3 protein-coding genes and 1 pseudogene are annotated in these 3,528 nt (G+C 58.2%); all 4 read left to right on the forward strand.

Features of this window, described 5'->3' with window-relative positions:
• Positions 1-1,158: extracellular solute-binding protein (locus tag C5B90_RS19575; RefSeq protein WP_115883597.1), on the forward strand; the 1,158-nt coding region annotated here is incomplete at its 5' end.
• A 135-nt stretch (positions 1,159-1,293) separates the two neighbouring features.
• A complete protein-coding gene (locus C5B90_RS19580; RefSeq protein ID WP_223174074.1) occupies positions 1,294-2,124 on the forward strand; it encodes a carbohydrate ABC transporter permease in 831 nt (276 codons plus the stop codon).
• A 12-nt stretch (positions 2,125-2,136) separates the two neighbouring features.
• Entirely contained in the window at positions 2,137-3,042 is a 906-nt protein-coding gene (locus tag C5B90_RS19585; RefSeq protein WP_004967643.1) for a carbohydrate ABC transporter permease, read from the forward strand.
• 65 nt (positions 3,043-3,107) lie between these two features.
• Positions 3,108-3,528: pseudogene (locus C5B90_RS19590) on the forward strand (galactonate dehydratase); the annotation flags it as partial.

The raw sequence follows: 3,528 nt of genomic DNA on the forward strand, positions 1-3,528 counted from the left end.
GAGTACACCTTCCCCAACGACGACTCACCTCCCATCTGGAAGGACACGTTCAAAGAGAACTACAACGCTCGGGGCGACGCACCGTTGACTATCGGGCGGTTCTCATACGAGGATCTCCGACAAAAGTTTCTCACGGGTGCTCGGACCGGCGATCCCGATGTCATCGAGGGTGTCCTTGCTCACCTGACGGAGTATATCAAGGCGGGACATCTCGAACCACTTGACGATCGTGTCGAAGAACTCGATTACTTCGACGGCTTCGTCGACTCTGCGCTCGACGCGATGCGGTACCAAGGGAAGCTCTACGGGCTTCCGTACACGGGCAACGGCCGTGCACTCATCTACCGGATGGACGTTCTCGAAGAGTTGGGCCAGGAGCCGCCGGAGACCGCTCAGGAGTTTCAGGAAATCGGTCGGCTCATCAACAAGGAAGTCGACGGCATCCAGGCCTACCACAACTGTACGAAAGACGGCAGCGTCCGAGCGTTCCAAGAGTGGATGTCGCACGTCTATCAACATACGGACCAGCTCTACGTTCCCGAGGGGGACGCGTGGGCGTTGAATATCGACGCCGACACGCTCGGCCAAATTTTCGACAACTGGTACTACCAAGTGTGGGCGGCCGACGAACCACTCGGTAACCCGGACCAACTTGGGACCGGGTGGCAGGTCAACGACCCCGGGTACCTCAACGGGCAGTTCGCCTTTATCGAGTGTGGGACGTGGCTCCGTGGCTGGACGACTGGGACCAACATCAACGATACCGATGCGACGGCCACGCTCCTCAACGAGAACACCGGCGTCGGCCACCTCCCCTACGGTGACGGTGGTTCGAAGGGGACGTTCCTCGAAGTCAAACCGATAATGATGAACTCACACAGCGACCAGAAGGACGCCGCGTGGGATGCAATCGCCACGTTCGCCAGTCCAGACACGATGAACGCGATGGGTGAGGACTCTCCCGGAAACGCGATGACACCCGTCCACGACGAGGTGGAATCAACCATCGACAACGAGAACTGGGAACCGTTCGTCGACGTGTTCAAGACTGGTCGCGCACTCGCGAAAGTTGGATGGGGCCCCGTCCGAGAGCCGTTCTACCGCCTTATGCAGGAGGTTTCCTACGGCAAGACTGACCCGTACAAGGCCGGTACGTAACTCCACGAGGAACTGACCGCACTCGAAAGCGAACTGTAGAACACCATGGCCACACAAGACATCTCGTCTAGTCCACTCTCGCCGTACGTAGCGGAGTTCAAGCGGTTCGTCTCGGACACCTGGTTGGGCTATGCGATGGTACTCCCGGCTGTGATTATGCTCGGCGCCATCATCGTCTACCCGACGCTTCGAGGAATCCAACTGGCGTTCTTCGAAGTGTCGCTTTTGAACCCCGAGCAGATGACGTTCGTCGGACTCAGCAACTTCGGTCAGATGCTGTCGGACGCGACGTTCAAGTCGGCGCTCTGGCACACGGTTCTGCTGACGGCCGTCGCCGTCTCGCTACAGTACCTCCTCGGGTTGGGATTAGCGCTGGCACTCAAAGAGAAAGTGCCTGGAGCTGGCTTCTTCCGTAGCGCATCGATGATTACCTGGGTGCTTCCCGGCATCGTGATGGTTATCATCTTCCGATTTCTCGTCCAACCCGATTTCGGCCCGGCCAACATCGTCCTCGCGAAGTTGGGGTTGGAGACGACGTACTGGTTCGGCCGTCCCGGTGTCGCATTCCCGCTTATCGTCGTGATGCACGTGTGGCGTAACGTTCCGTTCTACGCCATTGCACTCATGGCCGCGATGAAGTCGATTCCGGAGACCCAGTACGAGGCTGCCCGACTTGACGGTGCAGGACCGTTGCAGGCCTTCCGATACATCACCCTCCCACAGATATCGTACGTGTCGATGATTATGATCGTGCTGCACGTCATCTTCACGTTCAACAACTTCGACATCGTCTATCTCTCGACCGGCGGCGGGCCGCTCGGGAACACAGAGGTGATGTCGACGTACATCTACAAGCAGGCGTTCGAACAGTACGCCCTCGGATACGGGGCGAGCATGGCACTCGTGATGCTCATCATCATGATGGCCTTCACCGTCGTGTACGTGAGACTGGAGGCTCGCGACTAACCGAACAGACCAATGGCAACTGACTCATCCACACACTCGTCTTCGGACCGTTCGCTGATTCAGCGCTTCGACGCGTGGCTATCCGACGACATGTCGCCGCGTCGTCTCGTCGGAGTGTACGCTGTCCTCAGCCTGTACTTCGCCTTCCTCCTGCTTCCGGTGGGGTACATGCTGCTCGTGACGTTCACATCCCAGGAGTTCCTCTACTCGCCACAACTCATCCCGTCGCTCGGTGACCTCACCGTCGAGAACTACCTCACTGTTCTGCAGACGGGGGCGTTCCAGGGGTACTTCGTCAACTCAGTCGTCATTGCGGTTTCGACGACTACCCTCACGCTCGTTGTCGGGACGCTAGCGGCATACTCACTGAGTAGATTTGAGTTCCCCGGCCGGCAGTCGATTCTGCTGTCGTTCCTCGCGACGCAGATGCTCCCGCTCGTGCTCATCCTCATCCCGTTTTTCCTGTTGATGTTCTCGCTGAATCTCATCGACTCGTATCTCGGCATCGTTATCGCGCATTCTGTCGGTGGGATTCCGCTAGGCACGTGGCTGTTGAAAGGGTACTTCGATGATATCCCGACATCGCTCGACGAGGCAGCGAAGATGGACGGCTGTTCGCGCTTGGACATTCTCTGGCGTATCATCGTCCCGCTGTCGTTGCCCGGCATCGCTGTTGCGGGGTTCTACACGTTTATTCTCTCGTGGAACGACTACCTACTCGTCTCGATCCTGTCGCAGACAGCCGCGACGCGAACGCTTCCGTTCGGTCTCCAACTGTTCCAGTCGCAGAACACGGTCGCGTGGGAACTACTGTTGACGGCAGCGACGATTACTATCGTCCCTGTAGTCGTCCTGTTCGCCTTCGTCCAGAGCTACATCGTCGAGGGGCTTGCCAGCGGTGGGATGAAAGGGATGTAATCCTGTTTTCACCACCCCTTTCGAGGAACGAGGCACAGACATACTGATATTCTAAGATACACACCATGACACGAATCACTAACTACGAGCTGTTCGAGGTACCGCCACGGTGGTTATTCCTCCGTATTGAGACGAGCGATGGCATCGTCGGCTGGGGAGAACCAGTCGTCGAAGGCCGGTCACACTCCGTTCGGGCCGCCGTTGAGGCGCTCATGGAAACGTACCTCCTCGGCGAAGATCCGAGTCGAATCGAAGACCACTGGCAAACGATGTACCGCGGTGGCTTCTATCGCGGTGGTCCAATCTTGATGTCCGCAATCGCCGGTATCGACCAGGCGTTATGGGACATCAAGGGCAAACAGTTCGATGCACCAGTTTACGAGCTCCTTGGTGGCCCGGTTCGGGACCGCGTTCGTGTCTACCAATGGGTCGGTGGCGACCGCCCCGCTGCCGTCGGCGAAGCTGCCGCAGAGAAGGTTGACGCTG

The sequence above is a fragment of the Haloferax sp. Atlit-12N genome (assembly GCF_003383095.1).
In the GTDB taxonomy this organism is placed as follows: domain Archaea; phylum Halobacteriota; class Halobacteria; order Halobacteriales; family Haloferacaceae; genus Haloferax.